Raw genomic sequence first — 20,327 nt, forward strand, 5'->3', positions numbered from 1 at the left:
CCGTAGATCAACACGGGCGCAGCCAGTACCTGGACCGCCGCCACCAGCCCCGTCAACCCCCGCCCACCAGCACAAACAGGATGCAACTAGCTCCCTGAAGTTGCGCGGATCTACCGACCGACCGACCGACCGACCGGCCGGCCGGCCGGCGGGCGCGGCGGGAGGGGCGCGGCGGGGCGGGCGCGGCGGGGCGGCCCGGTCGGGCGGTCGGGTGGCGGGGCGGGAGCGGGCAGCACGGCGGGGCGTCGGGGTTCGGGGCGGGTGCGCGAGGATGGGGGCGTCCCCGTCTCGAGGAGCGCCGATGGCCACCGACCTGACCGAGCCGCGTACCGCCGCCCGACTCGACGTCGCGCCGATTCAGCGGCGCACCATGCGGCTGCTCTTCACCACCCAGATCATCGGCGGCATCGGCGTGACCATCGGCATCTCCGTCGGCGCGCTGCTCGCCGACCGGGTGGCCGGCACCGCGCTGGCCGGCATCGCGCAGAGCGCCGGGGTGGTCGGGGCGGCGCTGCTCGCCGTCCCGGTCACCCGGATCATGGCCCGGCACGGTCGCCGGCCCGGCCTGGTGCTGGCGTACACGGTGGGCGCCGTCGGCGGCGTCCTGGTGGTGTTGGCGGCGGCCACCCGCTCGGTGCCGCTGCTGCTTCTCGGCATGCTGCTGTTCGGTGGCGGCACCGCCGCCAACCTCCAGGCCCGCTACACCGCCGTGGACCTCGCCGAGCCGGCCCGTCGAGGTCGCCAGCTCTCGCTGATCGTCTGGGCCACCACCATCGGGGCGGTGGCCGCGCCGAACTTCGCCGCCCTGGCCGACCGGGTGACCACCGGCTGGGGGCTGCCCGCGCTGGCCGGCCCGTTCGCGTTCAGCGCGGCGGCGTTCGTGCTGGCTGCCGTCGTACTCCTCGGCCTGTTGCGGCCCGACCCGCTGCTCACCGCGCGGCGACTCGCGGCGGCCGACGCCGCATCCGTGCCCGACGGTCACGGGCCGGTCGCCGCCGTGCCGCCGGGCGGTGCGGCGGCGGCGACCGCGCCCGGCCCCACCGCCGGGACCGCCGCGTCGCCGGCGGGCGGTGGCGTCGGGCCGGCCGCCGCGCCGGTCGCTGCCCGCGCGCCGCGCGGCGCCGGGATGCGGGCGGCCTGGTCGGTGGTACGCGCACAGCCCGCCGCCCGGCTCGGCATCGCCGCGGTGGCGGTGGGTCACCTGGTGATGGTGGCGGTGATGGCGATGACCCCGGTGCGGCTCGGTGAGTCGCACGCCGACGCCGACGTGCTGCGGCTGGTCGGGATCGTGCTGAGTCTGCACATCGCCGGCATGTACGCGTTCTCCCCGGTCGTCGGCTGGCTCACCGACCGGCTCGGGCGGCGGGCGGTGATCCTGGGCGGGGTCGGACTGCTGCTGGCCGCCTGCGCGGTGGCCGGTACCGCCGGGCACCACACGCCTCGGCTCTCGGTCGGTCTCGTCCTGCTCGGGCTGGGCTGGTCGGGGACGATGGTGGCCGGCTCGACGCTGCTCTCCGAGTCGGTGTCGGCCGATGTGCGGCCGAGCGTCCAGGGATTCTCGGACATGATCATGGGGCTGGCGGGCGCGAGCGCCGCGGTGCTCAGCGGGTTTGTCATGCAGGCGGCCGGTTATCCCGTGCTCACCCTGCTCGCGGCGGTCGCGACCGTGCCCCTGGTGGCGCTAGCGTTGCGCCCGGCGCCGACCGGGGCGCCGGATGAGGAGGGTTGATCACGTGCGGCTGACCGACTTCTGGGCGCGGTTGGAGGAGGCGTTCGGGCCGGGCTACGCGGCCAGCATCGCCCGGGATCAGGTGCTGTCCCAGCTTGGCGGCCGGACCATCGAGCAGGCGTTGTCGGCGGGGGAGCGGACGAACGTGGTGTGGCGGGCGGTCTGCGCCGCGTATCCCGACCGCGTGCCCGCGCGACTACGCTGAGCAGCCTTTTCGTCGGTTCCGCGTGTCGCTTGTCGAGTCGTACACCTGTTCGGCTATTGTCCACAGCGGGGTGCTCGTCCACAGCTCGCGGCCCGTCGGCTGGTTTTCTGTCGGACCTAGCGCCTAGCGTGTCTCGCGTGACGAGAAGCTCAGCAGGAAAGACGCCGGCGAAGGCAGGGGTGGCAACGATGGCAGCAGGTCCTGACCGGGAGAAGGCGCTCGACCTTGCTCTCGCTCAGATTGACAAGCAATTCGGCAAGGGCTCGGTGATGCGGCTGGGAGAGCGGCCGGTCGTCCAGACCGCGGTGATCCCGACCGGCTCCATCGCGCTCGACGTGGCGCTCGGTGTGGGCGGTCTGCCGCGCGGTCGGGTGGTCGAGATCTACGGCCCCGAGTCCAGCGGTAAGACCACGGTGGCCCTGCACTCGGTGGCCAGCGCCCAGCGGGCCGGCGGCATCGCCGCCTTCATCGACGCCGAGCACGCGCTCGACCCGGAGTACGCGAAGGCCCTGGGCGTCGACACCGACGCGATGCTGGTCTCCCAACCGGACACCGGCGAGCAGGCGCTGGAGATCGCCGACATGCTGATCCGCTCGGGCGCGATCGACATCATCGTGATCGACTCCGTGGCGGCCCTGGTGCCCCGCGCCGAGATCGAGGGCGAGATGGGCGACAGCCACGTGGGCCTCCAGGCCCGGCTGATGAGCCAGGCGCTGCGCAAGATCACCGGTGTGCTCAGCAACACTGGCACCACGGCGATCTTCATCAACCAGCTCCGGGAAAAGATCGGCGTGATGTTCGGCAGCCCGGAGACCACGACCGGTGGTCGGGCGCTGAAGTTCTACGCCTCGGTCCGGCTCGACGTGCGCCGCATCGAGAGCCTCAAGGACGGCACCGACGTGGTCGGTAACCGCACCCGGGTCAAGGTCGTGAAGAACAAGGTGGCCGCGCCGTTCAAGCAGGCCGAGTTCGACATCATGTACGGCAAGGGCATCTCGCGTGAGGGCTCGCTGATCGACGTCGGCGTGGAGCAGGCGATCATCCGTAAGTCCGGCGCGTGGTACACGTACGACGGTGACCAGCTCGGCCAGGGCAAGGAGAAGGCCCGGGAGTTCCTGAAGGAGAACCCGGACGTGGCCGCCGAGATCGAGAAGAAGATCCTGGAGAAGCTCGGCGTCGGGGTCGGCGCGGGTGACGCCGCCGGTGGCCCGGAGCTGCCGCCGGTCGACTTCTGACCGGTCGCTGACCGATGGCAGGACGACGCGCCCGTACGGGGCGGGGCTGGGATGCCAGTCCGCCCCGTACGGGCGACGACGCCGCTCCGCCGCGCCCCCGCCGGGGCGGCCGTCGGGCCGAGTCGCCGGCCGACGAGCAGGCGTCCCCACCGCGCGACGAGTCCGAGCTGGCTCGCGAGATCTGCCTGCGCCAACTCGCCGTGCGACCGCGTACCCGCGCCGAGCTGGCCGGGGCGCTGGCCAAGCGGGGCATCTCCGAAGAGGTGTCGGCCGACGTGCTCGACCGGTACGACGAGGTCGGCATCATCGACGACGCCGCGTTCGCCCGAGCCTGGGTGTCGAGTCGACACTCCGGGCGCGGTCTCGCGCGCCGGGCGCTCGCCAACGAGCTGCGCCGCAAGGGCGTGGACGGCGAGGTGGCCACCGAGGCGTTGGGCGAGTTGGACGAGGAGACCGAGGCGGAGACCGCCCGTGCCCTCGTGGAGCGCAAACTGCGTACCGCCCGGGGTGAGCCGGACGCGGTCTTCCGCCGGCTGGTGGGCATGCTGGCCCGCAAGGGTTACCCGCCCGGCGTGGCCATCCGTGCGGTGAAGGACGCGCTCGCCGCGCAGAGCGCCGAGGCGGCCGAGTTCGCCGAGCAGATCGACGCCGACGCCCTGGCCGACGCCGAGGGCGAGCTGGAGCGGGACAGCCGCCCGATCGACTGAGCGGCACGCGCCGAGTGCTGCGGTCGATCCCGCGCTGACGCACCCAAGATCGTGCTCGATCCAGGATCTAGTGGGGTCTGCCCGAGGTGAGGCCACTACTTCCAGGATCGAGCACGATCTTGGAGGGACGGGTCCGACGGGCCGGCGTCGGGTCGCAGGCGTCACATCGAAGGGCCTTCGGCGGACCTGTGCGGTCGCTGAACAGGCATGACGGTCGAATCGAGGCGTCGGCTCGCCGTCTTTGTCCCGCCGTGTCCGACACGACATCAGCTTTGCGTGACGCTACAACTTCTCTCCGTTCGGGGGGTTTGATCATGAGTCCTTGACCAGACCGCCCTCGGAGACCTAGCCTCGCCATACAGGCTCACATTGCCCGACCATTGCAGGCTAAGCGCACAACATAGATCTCGTAACAGAACAGCATCACTTTGGCCGGCTCCACGGCCTTTGGCGGCAGTTCCGGACTGGCCGGTCCGGGACGCCGCGACAACTGCACCCGGTCGCCGACGATGCCCGAGGGCACCGCCGGCGGAGAGAGCTATCTACGGCCAGCCGCTCCGGTCGGGCGTCCACAGCCGCAGGAGTGTGCCCTGGGCACAGTCGCTGCGGTCATGACGTTCAGGGGAGGCGGCCATGGCGGGGCGGCGGCACAGGCGCACGGATGGACCTCGCGGGGTTCCGGCATGAACGCCCTCGACGTGGTGCTCCTCGCGGCCGTCCTGATCCTCGCCGTGGTCGTGGTGGCGGCGGTGCTGGTCGGCATCCGGACGCTGCGCCGGATCGGCTCGACGGCCGCCCCGGAGGATCCCGCCTTCATCGCCGAGAAGGACCGTCAGGAGCAGTCCCTGGCCGCCCTGCGCGACGCGGCCGACCAGGCGAACAGCACGATCGACGTGGCGAAGTCCGCCGCCTCCGCGGCCCGCGCCGAAGCGGCGGCGGCCAAGGCCGAGGCGAAGGCGGCCCGGGCCGAGGCCCGGCGAGTGCTCGACGACGCCCGCGCCGAGGCGGACACCGTGCTGGAACGGGCGCACAAGCAGGCCGAGGCGGACGCCGAGCAGCTCCGCACCACCGCGCGCCGCAGCGGCGAGCGGGAGGTCGCGGTGCTCGCCGCCACGACCCGCGAACAGGCCGCCGAGGTGGAGCGGCGGGCGGCCCGGATGGACGAGCGGGAGCGGCTGCACACCGAGGAGGTGGAGCGGTTCGCCGAGCGGGAGCGGCAGCTCACCGCGGCGCGTGCCGCCCTCGCCGCCCGCGAGTCGGCGCTCGCCCAGCGCGAGACCGAGCTGGCCGAGGCCGAGGAGTTGCGCCGCCGGGAGTTGGAGCGGGTGGCCGGCCTCACCGCCGAGTCCGCCCGGCTGGAGCTGATCGAGGCGATCGAGACGTCCGCCAAGCGGGAGGCGGCGCTCCTGGTGCGCGACATCGAGTCCGACGCGCGCAACACCGCCGATCAGCGGGCCCGGCACATCGTGGTGGACGCGATCCAGCGGGTCGCCAGCGAACAGACCGCCGAGAGCGTGGTGAGCGTCCTGCACCTGCCCGGGGACGAGATGAAGGGCCGCATCATCGGCCGCGAGGGCCGCAACATCCGGGCCTTCGAGTCGGTCACCGGCGTCAACCTGATCATCGACGACACTCCCGAGGCCGTGCTGCTCTCCTGCTTCGACCCGGTGCGCCGCGAGGTCGGCCGGCTCACTCTCGAGAAGCTCGTGCTGGACGGGCGGATCCACCCGCACCGGATCGAGGAGGTCTACGACCTGGCCCGCCAGGAGGTGGAGCAGCTCTGCCTGCGCGCCGCCGAGGACGCCCTGGTCGAGGTGGGCATCACCGAGATCCACCCGGAGTTGGTGACCCTGCTGGGCCGGCTGCGCTACCGCACGTCGTACGGCCAGAACGTGCTCAAGCACCTCGTGGAGACCGCGCACATCGCCGGCATCATGGCCGCCGAGCTGCGGCTGGACGTGCCCACCATCAAGCGGTCGGCGTTCCTGCACGACATCGGCAAGGCGCTCACCCACGAGGTCGAGGGCAGCCACGCCATCATCGGCGCCGACCTGGCCCGCAAGTACGGCGAACACGAGGACGTGGTGCACGCCATCGAGGCGCACCACAACGAGGTGCCGCCACAGACCGTCGAGGCCGTCCTCACCCAGGCGTCCGACGCCTGCTCCGGTGGTCGGCCGGGCGCGCGGCGGGAGAGCCTCGAGGCGTACGTCAAGCGGCTGGAGCGGATCGAGGAGATCGCGGCCGGCAAGCTCGGCGTGGACAAGGTCTTCGCCATGCAGGCCGGCCGGGAGATCCGGGTGATGGTCAAGCCGGACGACGTCGACGACATCGGCGCGGCCGTGCTGGCCCGCGACGTGGCCAAGCAGATCGAGGAGGAGCTGACCTACCCGGGTCAGATCCGGGTCACCGTGGTCCGTGAGTCCCGGGTCACCGAGATCGCCCGCTGATCCTCCGACACGCGACGGGCGGGTGGCTGAGGCCACCCGCCCGTCGTCCGTGCTGATCCCGGTCAGATCATCCGGGCCGAGTCCGCGCCCGCGTCCTGGGCGGGCAGCACCTTCGCCGCCGTGCGCGGCGCCCGGCCCATCCGCTTCTGCAACCACCAGGCCAGAATCGACAGCGCCCCGCAGATGGCGATGTAGACGGCCGCCACGATCAGGTACGTCGGCACGTACGGCAGCCCGAACGGCAACCGGCCGCCGATCTGCTTCCCGGCGAACAGCAGCTCGGGGTACGTGATGATGAAGCCCAGCGCGGTGTCCTTGAGCAGCACGACGAGCTGGCTGACGATCGCCGGGAGCATCGACCGGACGGCCTGCGGCAGCAGGATGAGCCGCAGCACCTGGTTCTTGCGCAGGCCGATCGCGTACGCGCCCTCGGTCTGCCCGTACGGGACGGCGTTGATGCCGGCCCGGAAGATCTCCGCGAGCACCGAGCCGTTGTAGAGCATCAGCCCGATGACCAGCGCCCACAGCTTGTCGATCGACCAGCCGTACTGCAGCGGCACGTAGTAGCCGAAGAAGATCAGGATCAGCAGCGGGATCGCCCGGAACAGCTCGACCACGAACGTCGACGGGGCCCGCAGGATCCACTTGTCGCTGAGCCGGCCGCTGGCGAAGATCGCGCCGAACAGCAGCGCCAGGACCGCGGCGATGCCGGCGGCCTTCAGCGTGGCCCACAGACCGCCGAGCAGCTCGCGTTGCACCGAGGCGTACTGGAACTGTTCCCACTTGCGGGCCTCGAACTGCCCGGTGTCGGCGAACTTGTAGCCGATGTAGGCGAGCAGGGCGATGATGCCGGCCGTGGAGACGACGCCCAGGATCGCGTTGCGCCGCTTGGCGCGGGGACCGGGCAGGTCGTAGAGGATCGACGCCTGGCTCAACTCAACCACCCTCCGTTTACGAACGCCATCATCGGGCCACCCGCCACTTGCGCTCCAGGAACCGCTGCAACGCCACCAGCGGCAGGATCAGGATCAGGAAGCCGATGGTGATCCAGAGCAGGACGGCGAACTGCGGCTCGCCCCGCTCGGCCATGTACGCCGGAATGGCGCCGGCCTCCAGCACCGAGAAGCCGGCGGCGATCGTGGTGTTCTTCAGCATGGCGATGAACACGCTCACCATCGGCGGGACCATCGCGCGCAGGGCCTGCGGCAGCACGATGAGCGTGAGTACCTGACCGAAGGTCATGCCCAGGGCGCGGGCCGCCTCGGCCTGCCCGGCGGCGACCGTGTTGACGCCGGAGCGGATCACCTCGCAGACGAACGCGGAGGTGTAGACGGTCAGCGCGATGGCGGCGCTGGGGAAGTAGTCGATGTTGACGTCGAGCTTCGGAACCGCGAACACGAGGAACGCGAAGACCAGCGTCAGCGGGGTGTTGCGCACCAGGTTGACGTACGTGGCGCCGAACGCGCGCAGCGCCGGCACCGGCGAGACCCGCATCGCGCCGAGCAGCGTGCCGAGGACGAGGCTGCCGACCGCGGCGATCAGGAAAAGTTTGACGGTGTTGGTGAACCCGTCGACGAACAGTTGCCCGTTGTCCGTCAGTACGCGGAAGAACTCGCCCATGCCTCGCTCTCAGTCCCTCTCCACGGGCGCCGGACGGGGACGAACCCCGCCCGGCGCCGCTACTCGTGTCGAGCCGGGTCGATCAGTACCGCTCGACCTTCGGCGGGGTGCCGGCCGAGCCGGAGAGGCCGAGCGTGCCGTCGTAGATCTTCTGCCAGGTGCCGTTGGTGAAGGCGGCTTCGATCTGGTCGTTGACGTAGTCGCGCAGCGCCTTGTCGTCCTTCGGCAGGCCGATGCCGTACTTCTCGGTGCTGAACGGCTGGCCGACGACCTTCAGCTCGTCCGGGTTCTGCGCCGCGTAACCCTTGAGGATCGCGTCGTCGGTGGTGACGGCGTCGACCTTCTTGTCCAGCAGCTGCGAGACGCACTCCGAGTAGGTCTTGAACTCGACGATGTTGTTCGCCTCGGTCAGACCCTCGTCGCGGACCCTCTGGATCGGCGTCGAGCCGGTGGCCGAGCAGACCTTCTTGCCCTTGATGGTGTCCTTGCCGGTGATCGACGACTCGTCCTTGCGGACCAGCAGGTCCTGACCGGCGACGAAGTACGGGCCGGCGAAGGAGATGTCGTTCTTGCGCTTGTCGGTGATCGAGTAGGTGCCGACGTAGTAGTCGACCTCACCACCCTTGATCGCGGTCTCCCGGTTGGCCGACGCGATCTCCTTGTACTGGATCTTCGCGGGGTCGATGCCGAGCGTGCTCGCAACATACTGGGCGATCTCGATGTCGAAGCCGCACCGCTTGCCCTGGGCGTCCTTGTAGCCGAGGTTCGGCTGGTCGAACTTGACCCCGACCGAGACCGTGCCGGCCGTCTTGATCTTCTCGAAGGTCGGGCTGCCGGCGACGGCAGCGTCCGACTTCGGGGTGAAGGTCGCGCCGGAGCTCTTGCAGGTGTCGCCCTGGGCGGCGCCGGAGGCGTTTCCACCGGCGCTCGGCGTCGGCTCACCCTCCTTGCCGCAGGCCGCGGCGGACAGGGCGAGGGAGGCCATCATGGCGACCGCCGCCACGCGCGTCATACGCATACTCTTCTCCTTCTTCGACGGAGCCCGCCCTTGTGCGGCGCGCTCCACTACGGACGCCTAGTGCGTGAGGATCTTGGAGAGGAAGTCCTTGGCCCGGTCGCTGCGCGGGTTCGCGAAGAACTCCGCGGGCGGGGCGTCCTCGACCAGTTGGCCATCGGCCATGAAGATGACCCGGTTGGCGGCGTGCCGCGCGAAGCCCATCTCGTGGGTGACCACGACCATGGTCATGCCGTCGCGCGCCAGCGAGGTCATCACGTCGAGCACCTCGCCGACCATCTCCGGGTCGAGGGCGCTGGTGGGCTCGTCGAACAGCATCGCCTTGGGCTGCATGGCCAGGGCGCGGGCGATCGCCGCCCGCTGCTGCTGGCCGCCGGAGAGCTGGGCGGGGAACTTGTCCGCCTGGTTGGCGATACCGACCCGGTCGAGCAGGGCCAGACCGCGTTCGCGGGCCACCGCGGGCTTCTCCTTGCGGACCTTGACCGGCCCGAGGGTGACGTTCTCCAGGATGGTCTTGTGGGCGAAGAGGTTGAAGGACTGGAACACCATGCCCACCTCGCTGCGCAGGCGAGCGAGGGGCTTGCCCTCGGCCGGCAGCGGCTGACCGTCGAAGGTGATGGTGCCGGAGTTGATCGGTTCCAGTCTGTTGATGGCGCGGCACAGCGTCGACTTGCCGGAGCCGGACGGGCCGATGACCACGACCACCTCGCCCCGACCCACCGACAGCGAGACGTCGTCAAGCACGTGCAGCGGTCCGAACCACTTGTTGACCGCGTCCAGCACGATGAGCGGTTCGCCCGTCGTCACGTCGTCCACCGTCCCTGTCGTCTCCCCGGATCGGGGTCGGTCGACCCCCGGTTGGGCAACTGTAGGCGGCGTGATGTGGCAGAACGCAACCCAGTTGGTCACGGAGCGGTAACACCGGTCACGATCGGCTACGGGGGTCCGGTTTCGGTCACCCGTGGGTCGCGACGGTGGCGGTGGCTCGGCGTTGCCGAGATCATGGGGGGATGACGGAACCCGTACGGCTGACCCGTTACGCGCGCGGCGGCGGCTGCGCCTGCAAGATCCCCCCGGGCGAGTTGGAGGCAATGGTGGCCGGTCTCGGCCCGGCCACCGGCACCGCCGAGCTGCTGGTCGGCCTGGACCACGGCGACGACGCCGCGGTGGTCCGGCTGGACGAGCGCACGGGCCTGGTCAGCACCGCGGACTTCTTCACCCCGGTCGTCGACGACGCGTACGACTGGGGCCGCATCGCCGCGGCCAACGCGCTGTCCGACGTGTACGCGATGGGCGGCACCCCGCTGGTGGCGCTGAACCTGCTCTGCTGGCCGCGGGACGTGCTGCCGCTGGAACTGGCGCGGGAGGTGCTGCGCGGCGGCCAGGACGTGGCCCGGGAGGCGGGCTGTCACCTGGCCGGCGGGCACAGCGTGGACGACGACGGTCCGAAGTACGGCCTCGCGGTCACCGGCACCGTACGTCCGGAGGAGCTGATCACGCTGGACGCGGGCCGGGCCGGGATACCGCTGTCCCTGACCAAGCCGCTCGGTGTGGGTGTGCTCAACACCCGGCACAAGTCCACCGGCGAGAGCTTCCCGGAGGCGGTCGCCTCGATGAGCGCGCTGAACCGGGACGCCGCGCGCGCCGCGGTCGCCGCCGGTATCCGGTGCGGCACCGACGTGACCGGGTTCGGCCTGCTCGGGCACGCCTCGAAGCTGGCCCGTGCCAGCCGGTTGACGGTGGCCATCGACACGGCCCGGGTGCCGTACCTGGCGGGCGCGCGGGAGGCGCTGCGCGACGGGTACGTCAGTGGCGGCAGCCGCCGCAACCTGGAGTGGGTCACCCCGTGGACGGACTTCGGCGCGGCCGACGAGGGGGAGCGGCTGCTGCTGGCCGACGCGCAGACGTCCGGTGGTCTGCTGGTCGCGGGTGAGCTGCCGGGCGCGCCGGTGGTGGGTGAGCTGCTGCCCCGCGGGGAGCACCTGGTCGTCCTGCGCTGACGCACGGCCTAACGGAACCGCTACCGATGGTGCCGGGACACGCTGGCCCGGTGGTTCGGTCGGCGCACGATACCCGATAAACTGTCACCTTCCCGCTACTCCGAGCAATGCCGCTCAGGGAAATTTTGCCCGGAATGGTCACAGACCGGTAACTTGCCCCCGGCTGGGGTCAAATGCCCCCCACCATCGTCAGTAAGGCCCGATCCGGAGGCCGGTGGGACGAACGCAGCGAGGAGGCGGAATGACCGAGCTGTGGAACTGGAGAATCGACCGGGTACGACCCGTGGAGGTCTACCCGGCGCTGGCCGAGGCGCTCGGTCGGGTGGTGATGCCGCTGGCCGCGGCGGATCCGGCGCGACTGCCGGTGTACGCGGTGGTGTGTGACGTCTGGCAGGCGCCGGGCGAGTTCCCGACGGTGATCGACTGTTACGGGGTGCCCGAGCGGCTCTCCGAGCACGCCAGCATCGCCGCGCTGGCCCGGCTGCTGGGCCGGGACTGCCTGCTGCGGGACGACACGTTGGACGCCAGCCGGCACCTGCTCGTCGCACCGGACGGCACGGTCCGCCCGGTGCACTTCGACGTCCGGGACACCGACGACGGCGAGGTGCTCAGCCGGCGACGGCTCTGCTCGCTGGGTGACCCCGGCTGCCGGGGTTGGTCGCAGTGTCACCGCTCCCGCTGGGCGCCCGACACCGTCGCGCCGGTCCTCGCCGCAGCCTGACCGCCGCCGAGCCGGCCGGGCCCGCTCACGCCGAGCCGGCCGGGCCCGCTCACGCCGAGCCGGCCGGTCCGGGCGTCAGCCGCGCCCGGTGGCGGTGGCGGCCGGTCGATCGGCGGCGTTCGACCCACCCCGCACGACCAACTGGTCGAGCAGGGTGCGGGTGGCTTCGGTCACGGCGGCCACGGCGGCCTCGAAGGCAGCGGCGTTGTGCGCGGCGGGCGCCCGGAAGCCGGAGATCTTGCGGACGTACTGCAACGCCGCCGCCTCGATGTCCGCGTCGGTCACCTGCGGGGTGAACGGCTCCCGCAACGTCTTGATGCTTCGGCACATGTCGGGTGCTCCTCGGTTCGGGGTGATCCGGTCGACCCGGATACGCTGTCCTGGTCATGACTACCGCAGCGGCGGGCAGCCCGCGCACCTACCAGGTGCGCACCTACGGCTGCCAGATGAACGTGCACGACTCCGAGCGCATCTCCGGCCTGCTCGAACAGGCCGGCTACGTGCGCGCGCCCCAGGCCGACGACACCCCGGACATCGTCGTCTTCAACACCTGCGCGGTGCGGGAGAACGCCGACAACCGGCTCTACGGCAACCTCGGTCATCTGCGCCCCGTGAAGGACAAGCACCCGGGGATGCAGATCGCCGTCGGTGGTTGCCTGGCGCAGAAGGACCGTGGCGAGATCGTCCGCAAGGCGCCCTGGGTGGACGTCGTCTTCGGCACGCACAACATCGGCGCGCTGCCGGTCCTGCTGGAACGGGCCCGGCACAACGCCGCCGCCGAGGTGGAGATCCTGGAGTCGCTGGACGTCTTTCCGTCCACGCTGCCGACCCGCCGCGAGTCCACGTACGCCGGCTGGGTCTCGATCTCGGTGGGCTGCAACAACACCTGCACGTTCTGCATCGTGCCCTCCCTGCGCGGCAAGGAGAAGGACCGCCGCCCCGGCGACATCCTCTCCGAGGTGCGCGCCCTCGTCGACGAGGGCGTGCTGGAGGTGACGCTGCTCGGGCAGAACGTCAACTCGTACGGCGTCGAGTTCGGCGACCGGTACGCGTTCGGCAAACTGCTGCGCGCGACCGGGGAGATCGACGGCCTGGAGCGGGTTCGGTTCACCAGCCCGCACCCGAAGGACTTCACCGACGACGTGATCGCCGCGATGGCCGAGACTCCGAACGTGTGCCACTCGCTGCACATGCCGTTGCAGTCCGGCTCCGACGACGTGCTGAAGGCGATGCGCCGGTCGTACCGCTCCGAGCGGTACCTGGGGATCATCGAGAAGGTCCGGGCGGCGATGCCGGACGCGGCGATCACCACCGACATCATCGTCGGCTTCCCCGGCGAGACCGAAGCCGACTTCCAGCGCACGCTGGACGTGGTGCGCGAGGCCCGGTTCTCGTCGGCCTTCACCTTCCAGTACTCCAAGCGCCCCGGCACCCCCGCCGCGACCATGGACGGCCAACTGCCCAAGCAGGTCGTGCAGGAGCGCTACGAGCGGCTGATCGCCTGCGTCGAGGAGATCACCTGGGCGGAGAACAAGCGCCTGGTGGGGGAGACCGTCGAGGTGCTGGTCGCGGTCGGCGAGGGCCGCAAGGACGAACGGACCGGACGCCTTTCCGGCCGGGCCCGCGACGGTCGTCTCGTGCACTTCGACGCCGGCAGCTTCGCCGGGTCGATCCGGCCCGGGGACATCGTGCACACCGAGATCACGTACGCCGCGCCGCACCACCTCAACGCCGACGGCGCGCCCCTGTCGCACCGCCGGACCCGGGCCGGTGACGCCGCCGAGGCCGGCCGCTCCCCGCGTACCCCCGGGGTGTTGCTTGGCCTGCCCACGGTCGGCGCACCGGCCGCGATGCCCGCGCCGACGACCGGCTGCGCCGCCCACTGACCCCGGTCGGGGCCCGCCGGCACGGCGGACCCCGACCGAGTCACGGTCAGACCGTGATGCGACCGGCGCCGGCGCCGCCCGTCACGATGGATTTGACGTTGCTCGCGGTGTCCAGTTGGTACGAGTACGGGATGCTGGCGACGCTGCCACCGGTCTGGCCGGCGGGCGAGTTGACGAAGTGGTTGTTCCGGGCGACCAGCCGGCCCGGTCCGGAGTCGGCCTCGCCGAGGTGGTACGTGTCGGGGACGTTCTCGAAGTAGTTGCCCTCGACGAGCACGCCCGCGTTCTCGGTGGAGGCCACGCCGTAGCCGGTGTTGGCCCGGTAGTAGTTGTTGTAGACGTGCACCGGGTTGCCGAAGCGCACCCGGGGGTTGCGCTGCTTGCTGCCGTCGAACCAGTTGTGGTGGTAGGTGACCCGCAGGTGTCCGGTGTCCTGGGCGCCGTTGTCGTCGCTGTGCCCGAGCAGCATCGTCTTGTCGTGGTTGAAGACCCGGTTCCACGACACCGTGACGAAGTCCGAGCCGCGCTTGATGTCGACCGCGCCGTCGTACCCGTTGCTGAAGGTGTTGTGGTCGATCCAGATGTTGGTGGCCGACTCCTGCACGTTGATCGCGTCGTCGTTCCAGTCCCGGAAGGTCAGGTTCCGGATGATGACGTTGCGGTCACCGCTGACGTTGAGCCCGCAGCCGACGATCGTCGCGCCGGAGTTGCCGAGGATGGTCTTGTTGGACCGCACCCGCAGCATGCCCGAGCAGGAGATGGTGCCGGACACCCGGATCACCGCCGACCCGGTCGCGTTCAGCGCGCTGGTCAGCGCCGAGGCGTTCGTGACGGTGGTCGCCGGTGCGCCGCCACCGCCGGTGGTGCCGCCGTTCTGGGTGGCCCAGCCGACCAGGCCGGTCTGCGGCGGAACGCTCGGCGGCGGATCGCTGGGGATCGGCGGGGTGGTGGGCGGGTTGGTGGGCGTGCCCGGGGTGGTCGGTGGGGCGGTGGTCGGGGTGGTGGTGCCGCCGGTACAGGCCACGTTGTTCAGGGTGAAGCTGGTCGGTGCCGGGTTGCTGGAATTGTTCCAACCCGCGTTGAAGCCGAACGAGGCGCTGCCGTTGGTGCCCAGGTTGCCGTTGTAGTCGACGTTGGCGGCGGAGACCTGGCTGCCGCTCTGCGCGACGGTGGCCCCCCACGCCTGGCTGACCTGCTGGCCGGCCCCGTACGACCAGCGCAGCGTCCACCCGGAGACCGGGTCGCCGAGGTTGGTGACCGTGACGTTGCCGGTGAACCCGCCCGGCCACTGGCTGGCGACGGAGTAGGCGACCTGACAGCCGGCTGCCGCCTGGGCCGACACGGCCGTCAGGAGACCGCCGGTGACCAGCGCGGCGGTCGCGGCGGCGGTGGTGGCGAGCAGCGTCGTACGACGCTGTGCTGTGCGCATGCTGCTTCCCTTCGATGAGGCGGACACCCCGTCGCGACGCCCATGCCCGTGGGCGGCGAGGTGGGCCGGGATCTCAGGTCCCGGGGGTCCGCCGGTGCGGTTCGGTGCGGAGTGCGGCTCCCGCGCTCGCGCCGGCCGCGACGGAGGCAAGCGCTTTCCCGATGGAAACATAGAAGTACCTGGATGTAAATGCTCCGTGCGGCCGGGGCGCGGTCGCCTCCACCTCGCCGTGTGCTCACGTTGGTGCACGCCGGGCCCGAGGTGGCCGACGCCCTCGGCGTGGGCGCCGACCACCTCGGTTGCTCAGCAGCTCGCGCCGTTGAGCTTCACGGTCGCCGGGGCGCTGGCCGTACCGTTGGCGGTGAAGCCCACGGTGACCGAGGCGCCCGCCGCCAGAGACGGCGCGTGGCTGGGCGCGGCGGCCGTGACCGTCGTACCGGACTGGGTGACGGTGGCGTTCCACCCGCTGCCCAGCGTCACGCCGGACGGCCAGGTCCAGGTGGCCGACCACGGGTTCACCGCGGCAGTGCCGGTGTTCTTCACGGTCAACTCACCCTGGAAGCCGCCCTGCCAGGCGTTGACCTGCCGGTAGGTGGCCGTGCAGGCGCCCGGAGGCGCGCTCGTCGGACCGCCGGTCGGCCCGCCCGTGGGGCCACCGGTCGGCCCGCCGGTGGGTCCGCCGCCGCTCGGGGCGATCAGGTACGGCTGCAGGATCGCCTGCTTGGTGGTGTTGATGTTCGTCCAGTCGTCGAGCGCGATGCCGCCGGTGTCACCCGAGTTCGGGTTCCACGACCAGTAGGTGAACGACATCCCGGTCACGCCGGTGCCGGTGTACGCCATCAACTTCTCCAGCCACACCCGGTCCTTCGGGTCGGCCAGGGTGCTGCCGAACTCACCCATCATGATCGGGGCGATGTTCTGCTTGTAGAGGTAACCGAAGTATTTGTCCCAGATCGCCGGCATGTTCGCCGGGTAGTCCGGGGCGTCGAACCAGGTCTGCCGGTACACCGACGTCGCGTACTCGTGCGGCGAGTAGACCAGCCGGTTCGCCACGTTCAGCCGTACCGGGTACTGACCGGCCTTCGACAGGTTGCCGCCCCACCAGCCGCAGTCCTCGTCGTTGCTCGGGTCGTTGTCCCACACGTTGGAGAGACCACCGCTCGGGCAGCTCACCCCCTCCACGAAGATCAACCAGTTGGGCTGGACACCGAGAATGGCGTTACCGGCCCGCTCCGCGGCGAGCCGCCAGTCCCGCGCCGTGTCGCCGCAACCCCAGCACGCGCCGGTGGCCGCCGGGTTCGTGCCCTCGGCGTGCGGCTCGTTGTGCAGGTCCGCGCCGATGACCGTCGGATTGCCCGCGTACCGCTGGGCGAGCATCTTCCAGTCGTTGATCCAGGTCGCCTCGGAGACCGTCGACGTGTACCACAGCGGCGACTGCCCCGCCGACGTCGGCCGGTGCCGGTCCAGGATGATCCGCATCCCCTTGCTGCCGGCGTAGGCGATCACCTTGTCCAGGATCTGCAACGGCGACAGCCCCACCAGGTCCGGGTTGACGAAGTCGTTGATCCCGGTGGCGGTCGCGCCCGCCTTCAGCGCGTCGTTCGAGTACGGCACCCGCAGCGTGTTGTAGCCCAGCCGGGCCATCGTGTCGAGCTGACCCCGCCACGGATTGCTCGACCAGAGCCCGTGGAAGGTCTTGTTGTCGGTCTCCATGCCGAACCAGTTGATGCCGGTCAACCGGACCGTGGCCCCGGTGCTGTCCACGATCTGGCTACCGTTCGTGTGCAGATAACCGGTGCCGGTACCGGCGGCGGAAGCCGGGGTGGTGCTGACAGTGGCGGCGAGGAACACGCCGGCCGCGGCGGTGGCGAGCGCGGTCAGCGCGCTGCCGAGAGCTTTCGTACGGGTCATTCGAGCTCCACTTCGGACGCACGACGCCGTCCATCGACGACGCCGGCAGGCGGCCGTGCGCACATCACGGCCCCTTGGGGGTACGCGGACAGTGCGCGACGGCCCATGTCACGCGGACGGGAAACTCGCGGCAGCTCACCGGCCGATCCTCGATGGCGATGCTCGCCGTCGGCGCCCTCGGCCCGGTGGCCCTACCTGACTCCGTCGCCCATTCTCATCAGCCCACCTCAATGCGTCAACCGCCCGCACCCCATCCCGGCCGCGGGTGGGCCACCCGGTGACACGCGAGAGCCCCCGGTCCCTTTCGGGGACCGGGGGCTCGCGGACTGTGTCAGGTCAGCCGGCCTGCTCGGCGAGCTGGAGGAACTGCCGCTTGGAGGCGAGGGCCTGCTCGGCCTCCTTGATGCGCCGGGCGTCCCCGGCGCTCTGCGCCCGGGACAGCCGCTCCTCGGCCTCCGCCACCTGGGCCCGCATCTGGGCGAGCAGCGGGTTGTCCTCCTTGGTGGTACGTCGCCACGCGGAGTCCATCACCTCGCGGACCTTGTCGTCGATGACGCGCAACCGGCGCTCGAGGCCGGAGGCGGCCTCGCGGGGCACCCGGCCGGCCTCGTGCCACTGCGCCTGGATCTCGCGCAGCTTGGCCTGGGCGCCCTTGGGGTCGGCGTCGATGTCCAGGGCCTCGGCCTCGGCCAGCAGGGCCTGCTTCCGCTCCAGGTTGCCGCGCTGCTCGTTGTCCCGCGCCGAGAAGACCTCGCTACGCCGGCTGAAGAAGGCGTCCTGCGCGGCCCGGAACCGTTCCCAGAGCTTCTGCTCGGCCTCCTTGGAGGCGCGGGGCGCGGCCTTCCACTGGGTCATCAGCTCCTTGAGCTGGTTGGCCGTGGCGGCCCACTCGGTGGAGTCCTTGATCTTCTCGGCCTCGGCGACCAGCTCTTCCTTGACGGTCTGCGCCTGCTTGCGCTGCGCGTCCAGGGAGGCGAAGTGGGCGCCGCGGCGTCGGGTGAAGCCGTCCCGCGCGGCGGCGAAACGCTTCCACAGCTCGCCGTCGGCCTTCTTGTCGACCCCGCGAATGGTCTTCCACTCGTCGAGGATCTCCTTGAGCCGGTCACCGGCCGTCTTCCAACCGGTCGACTCGGCGGCGAGCTTCTCGGCCTCCTCGACCAGGGCGGTCTTGCGGGCCAGGGCCTCACCGCGGGCGGCGTCCCGGGCGGCGCGCGCCTCGGTGGCCTTCTCCTCGGCGAGGGTCGCCAGTTTGTCCAGTCGGGCGGTCAGGGCGTCGATGTCGCCGACCACGTGGGCCTCCGGCAGCGTGGCGCGGATCCGCCGGATCGTGCTCAACGAGTGCCCGGCGTCCGCCGCGCCCGAGTTGAGCCGCGCTTCGGTCAGGTCCACCTCGGTGACCAGGTCGGCGAAGCGGCGCGCGAAGTGCGCGAGCCCCTCCTCTGGCGCTCCTGCCTGCCAGGATCCGACCACCCGCTCGCCCTCGGCGGTCTTGACGTAAACGGTGCCGTCCGCGTCCACCCGTCCGAAGGCAGTCCAGTCGCTCATGTGCCCATCCTCGTTCTCCCGGCGTCGAGGGAGCCGTCCCCCGTCGCCGCCACGGCGCAGCCAAGTTACTTCCGGCATTGTCACAGGTCCGACCCGGTCCGCGTCGAGCGCCTATCGCCGACCGTGACCATACGGTGTCCTAGGGCCTGATTGACCGGATCGCGGCGGAGACGCACCGGGGATTCCCGCTACGGTGGGCGGGTGCCACTGGTCGCCGCCGCCGTCTGCCCACATCCGCCCCTGCTCGTGCCCGAAGTGGCCGGTGCCGCCGCCAGCGAACTGGACGACCTGCGGTCGGCCTGTGATCTCGCCGTCGGCCGGCTGCTGGCGACCGGCCCGGACGTGGTGGTGCTGCTCGGCGTCGGCCCGGTGACCGGCCCGGTCCAACCCCCGGCCACCGGCTCGCTCCAGCCGTGGGGCGTCGACCTGGACGTGCCCCTGGTCCCCGGTCAGCCGGACCGGGGCGCCGTGCTGCCGCTGAGCCTGACCATCGGCGCGTGGCTGCTGTCCCGGCACGTCCCGACGACGGCCGGGCTGGCGACCGCGACGCGGGTGACGGCCGGGCCCGAGACGGCAGGGCAGGTGACCGCCGTGCAGGTGGCCGCCGACGCCGGGCTGGTCGAGGTGGCCGCGCTCGGCGCCCAGGTCGCCGCCGCCGGTGACCGGGTGGCGCTGCTGGTGCTCGGTGACGGGTCGGCCTGCCGGGGTCAGAAGGCCCCCGGGTACGACGACCAGCGCGCCCTCCCGTACGACGAAGGGGTCGCCACGGCCCTGGCCGAGGCGGACCTGGACGCCCTCAGCGACCTGGACCCCGGTCTGTCGGCGCAGTTGAAGGTCGCCGGCCGGGCGGCGTGGCAGGTGCTCGCCGACGCGGCCCGCGCCAGCGGCGAAGGGTGGCGCGGCGAGTTGCTGCACGAGTCGGCGCCCTACGGTGTGGCCTACTTCGTGGCGTCCTGGGAGCGGATGTGACAGTCGTCGCGGTGGTGGGGCCGACGGCGGCGGGCAAGTCGGCGCTGAGCATCGCGCTCGCGCATGCCCTCGACGGTGAGGTGATCAACGCCGACTCGATGCAGCTCTACCGGGGCATGGACATCGGCACCGCGAAGCTGACCACCGACGAGCGGGACGGCGTGCCGCACCACCTGCTCGACATCTGGGAGGTGACCGAGCCGGCCAGCGTCGCCGAGTACCAGCGGCTGGCCCGCGCGGCGGTGGACGACGTCCTGTCCCGCGGGCGGGTGCCGCTGCTGGTGGGTGGCTCGGGGCTGTACGTGCGGGCGGTGCTCGAACGCTTCGAGTTCCCGGGCACCGACGCGGCGCTGCGGGAACGGCTGGAACGCGAGTTGGCCGAGGTTGGGCCGGCGCCGCTGTACGCCCGGCTGCGCGCCGTCGATCCGGTGGCCGCCGAGGGCATCCTGCCGGGCAACGGCCGGCGGATCGTCCGGGCGTTGGAGGTGATCGAGCTGACCGGGGCGCCGTTCGCCGCGTCGCTGCCGCAGCCCACCCCGTACTACCCGTCGGTGCAACTCGGCGTCGACCTCGACACCGGGCTGCTGGACGAGCGGATCGCGCTGCGGGTGGACCGGATGTGGGCCGACGGGCTGGTCGACGAGACCCGCGAGCTGGTCGGCCGGGGTCTGGCCGAGGGGCGGACGGCGAGCCGGGCGCTCGGCTACCAGCAGGTGCTTCGCGCGCTCGACGGGGAGTTGACCGAGGAACAGGCGCACGACGAGACGGTCCGGGCCACCCGGCGGTTCGTCCGCCGGCAGCGGTCCTGGTTCCGGCGTGACCCTCGCGTCCAGTGGCTCGACTCGGCGGCGCCGGACCTGATCGAGGCCGCCGTGCGTCTGGTGCCGGCCGCTGCGCGATGATGG

The 20,327-nt window shown here is 71.4% G+C and carries 18 protein-coding genes; 10 read left to right on the forward strand and 8 right to left on the reverse strand.

The annotated features are described in order from the left end of the window. The first annotated feature begins 301 nt into the window (after positions 1-301). The 5 genes from ABZ272_RS29645 to rny all read left to right on the forward strand — a co-directional run bounded on the left by ABZ272_RS29645 (position 302) and on the right by rny (position 6,326). Complete coding sequence (locus ABZ272_RS29645; RefSeq protein ID WP_355053233.1) at positions 302-1,729, forward strand: MFS transporter; 1,428 nt, start codon at positions 302-304, stop codon at positions 1,727-1,729. A 4-nt stretch (positions 1,730-1,733) separates the two neighbouring features. Then, positions 1,734-1,934 (forward strand): DUF3046 domain-containing protein, encoded by a 201-nt coding sequence (locus tag ABZ272_RS29650; RefSeq protein WP_355053234.1) that lies wholly within the window; start codon positions 1,734-1,736, stop codon positions 1,932-1,934. Positions 1,935-2,122: 188 nt separating this feature from the next. After that, positions 2,123-3,169, forward strand: coding sequence for a recombinase RecA (gene recA / locus ABZ272_RS29655; RefSeq protein ID WP_354884861.1), 1,047 nt, complete (start codon positions 2,123-2,125; stop codon positions 3,167-3,169). A 14-nt stretch (positions 3,170-3,183) separates the two neighbouring features. Further along, a complete protein-coding gene (locus tag ABZ272_RS29660) occupies positions 3,184-3,876 on the forward strand; it encodes a regulatory protein RecX (protein ID WP_355053235.1) in 693 nt (230 codons plus the stop codon). 683 nt (positions 3,877-4,559) lie between these two features. Then, the gene (rny, locus tag ABZ272_RS29665; RefSeq protein WP_355053236.1) at positions 4,560-6,326 is read left to right on the forward strand and encodes a ribonuclease Y; all 1,767 of its coding nucleotides are present in this window, start codon (positions 4,560-4,562) and stop codon (positions 6,324-6,326) included. A gap of 62 nt (positions 6,327-6,388) precedes the next feature. Here rny and ABZ272_RS29670 read toward each other — a convergent pair whose 3' ends face one another. The 4 genes from ABZ272_RS29670 to ABZ272_RS29685 all read right to left on the reverse strand — a co-directional run bounded on the left by ABZ272_RS29670 (position 6,389) and on the right by ABZ272_RS29685 (position 9,777). Continuing rightward, on the reverse strand, positions 6,389-7,261 hold the full coding sequence (locus ABZ272_RS29670) for an amino acid ABC transporter permease (RefSeq protein ID WP_355053237.1): 873 nt from the start codon (positions 7,259-7,261) through the stop codon (positions 6,389-6,391). Positions 7,262-7,289: 28 nt separating this feature from the next. Next, positions 7,290-7,946: an amino acid ABC transporter permease gene (locus ABZ272_RS29675; protein ID WP_355053238.1), complete on the reverse strand. Its 657-nt coding sequence runs from the start codon at positions 7,944-7,946 to the stop codon at positions 7,290-7,292. Between the two features lie 82 nt (positions 7,947-8,028). Then, positions 8,029-8,964, reverse strand: coding sequence for a glutamate ABC transporter substrate-binding protein (locus ABZ272_RS29680; RefSeq protein WP_355053239.1), 936 nt, complete (start codon positions 8,962-8,964; stop codon positions 8,029-8,031). Positions 8,965-9,021: 57 nt separating this feature from the next. Beyond that, complete coding sequence (locus ABZ272_RS29685; RefSeq protein ID WP_355053240.1) at positions 9,022-9,777, reverse strand: amino acid ABC transporter ATP-binding protein; 756 nt, start codon at positions 9,775-9,777, stop codon at positions 9,022-9,024. A gap of 194 nt (positions 9,778-9,971) precedes the next feature. Here ABZ272_RS29685 and selD point away from each other — a divergent pair, with 194 nt between their 5' ends. Together selD and ABZ272_RS29695 are read left to right on the forward strand one after the other, a co-directional pair. Next, positions 9,972-10,961, forward strand: a complete 990-nt coding sequence (gene selD, locus ABZ272_RS29690; protein ID WP_355053241.1) for a selenide, water dikinase SelD — start codon at positions 9,972-9,974, stop codon at positions 10,959-10,961. A 241-nt stretch (positions 10,962-11,202) separates the two neighbouring features. Beyond that, entirely contained in the window at positions 11,203-11,682 is a 480-nt protein-coding gene (locus ABZ272_RS29695; protein ID WP_355053242.1) for a hypothetical protein, read from the forward strand. A 75-nt stretch (positions 11,683-11,757) separates the two neighbouring features. On the opposite strand, the gene ABZ272_RS29700 is transcribed toward ABZ272_RS29695, so the two are convergent. Further along, positions 11,758-12,012 (reverse strand): DUF2277 family protein, encoded by a 255-nt coding sequence (locus tag ABZ272_RS29700; RefSeq protein WP_355053243.1) that lies wholly within the window; start codon positions 12,010-12,012, stop codon positions 11,758-11,760. Between the two features lie 56 nt (positions 12,013-12,068). Between ABZ272_RS29700 and miaB the strand changes: the two genes are divergently transcribed. Continuing rightward, positions 12,069-13,568: a tRNA (N6-isopentenyl adenosine(37)-C2)-methylthiotransferase MiaB gene (gene miaB, locus ABZ272_RS29705; protein ID WP_355053244.1), complete on the forward strand. Its 1,500-nt coding sequence runs from the start codon at positions 12,069-12,071 to the stop codon at positions 13,566-13,568. Positions 13,569-13,614: 46 nt separating this feature from the next. On the opposite strand, the gene ABZ272_RS29710 is transcribed toward miaB, so the two are convergent. From ABZ272_RS29710 to ABZ272_RS29720, 3 genes are all read right to left on the reverse strand, one after another. Next, a complete protein-coding gene (locus ABZ272_RS29710; RefSeq protein ID WP_355053245.1) occupies positions 13,615-14,997 on the reverse strand; it encodes a cellulose binding domain-containing protein in 1,383 nt (460 codons plus the stop codon). A gap of 303 nt (positions 14,998-15,300) precedes the next feature. Continuing rightward, positions 15,301-16,908 carry a cellulase family glycosylhydrolase gene (locus ABZ272_RS29715; protein WP_355053246.1) on the reverse strand — a complete coding sequence of 536 codons (1,608 nt, stop codon included), beginning with the start codon at positions 16,906-16,908 and terminating at the stop codon, positions 15,301-15,303. Between the two features lie 336 nt (positions 16,909-17,244). Continuing rightward, positions 17,245-18,453, reverse strand: coding sequence for a DUF349 domain-containing protein (locus ABZ272_RS29720; protein ID WP_355053247.1), 1,209 nt, complete (start codon positions 18,451-18,453; stop codon positions 17,245-17,247). A gap of 201 nt (positions 18,454-18,654) precedes the next feature. On the opposite strand from ABZ272_RS29720, the gene ABZ272_RS29725 reads away from it, so the two are divergent. Beyond that, positions 18,655-19,422, forward strand: coding sequence for a hypothetical protein (locus tag ABZ272_RS29725; protein ID WP_355053248.1), 768 nt, complete (start codon positions 18,655-18,657; stop codon positions 19,420-19,422). Then, the gene (gene miaA / locus ABZ272_RS29730; RefSeq protein WP_355053298.1) at positions 19,407-20,324 is read left to right on the forward strand and encodes a tRNA (adenosine(37)-N6)-dimethylallyltransferase MiaA; all 918 of its coding nucleotides are present in this window, start codon (positions 19,407-19,409) and stop codon (positions 20,322-20,324) included. The genes ABZ272_RS29725 and miaA overlap by 16 nt, the downstream gene beginning before the upstream one ends. Positions 20,325-20,327: the final 3 nt, after the last annotated feature.

The organism is Micromonospora sp. NPDC005979, assembly GCF_040614415.1.
GTDB lineage: Bacteria > Actinomycetota > Actinomycetes > Mycobacteriales > Micromonosporaceae > Micromonospora.